Origin of the sequence: Mesorhizobium sp. M0621 (assembly GCF_040320745.1) — a bacterium.
Lineage (GTDB): Bacteria > Pseudomonadota > Alphaproteobacteria > Rhizobiales > Rhizobiaceae > Mesorhizobium.
Genome location: NZ_JAMYQF010000138.1, coordinates 1 through 856 on the forward strand (window position 1 = coordinate 1; position 856 = coordinate 856).

1 protein-coding gene is annotated in these 856 nt (G+C 62.9%); it reads right to left on the minus strand.

The window, feature by feature from the left end; all coding sequences use genetic code 11:
• Positions 1-91 precede the first annotated feature (91 nt).
• A partial coding sequence (locus NKI38_RS33480; protein ID WP_352665158.1) for a transposase occupies positions 92-856 on the minus strand: 765 nt, incomplete at its 5' end.

Genomic DNA, 856 nt, shown 5'->3' on the forward strand with positions numbered 1-856 from the left:
TTCGCCATCAGTCCCGACCTCCAACGGTCAAAACATCGAATCTGATTTGCTCAATCTTGGGAATCCTGATTCAGCTAAAACGCGAACCGCTCTAGCCGCCTTGATGCACGGCGATAAGCTTTTGACGGCCTGAAGCGACGCTGTGGTCGCCGTTGCGGTGCTTTCCACGCGCCTCGTCAGGCGCCGGGATTGCTCCGTCGTGATGGCAGGCGGGGGTTTGCAGGTTGCGATCAGCGGGTTTGTTTCGGGAGGTCTGCGCCCCATCGTTCATGTCGCGAGTCCCGGGATGCGACTGAGGACGATGCGCAGGATGCGCTGGTCCGGGCAGGATGTCGGCAGGTGCAGGCGGATTTGGGTTTTCATCTCGACCACGCGCGGCGATCTTGATGAGGCGCAGTCGCAGCATCTCGAATAGGGCGACTGCAAAGCTCGAGCGTTTCGGCATCGCGGCGCGCAAGCCCACATGAGCCAGTAGGCGCCGGCATGCAGAAACAGCCGGAAGCCGTCGCTCTGTGCAGGAGGTGCGGCTGGCGGCGAGATGCGTCTTGTACGACTTGATGTGGTTCTCGGCCGCGCCGCGCCGACAGTAGACATTCTCGTAGAGCGCCTTGGCCTTGCCACCTGCAAGGTTGGTGACGATGAAGCGGGTATCGGCACCTTGGGCGCCGACCTCGACCCGCGCGATGATGCGCTCGACGCGGCTCCAGCTGGCGGCGCCGTCAACGAGCTCCTTGAACATGCGGACCTTGCCTGTCTTGGCAGACGCTTCCAAGCGCGCCGTCGTGCTGGCCTCCAGATCCGCGACATGCTTGCGCAGGGTCGTGGTGGGCGCGAGGCCAAAGATGAAGTCGACGTC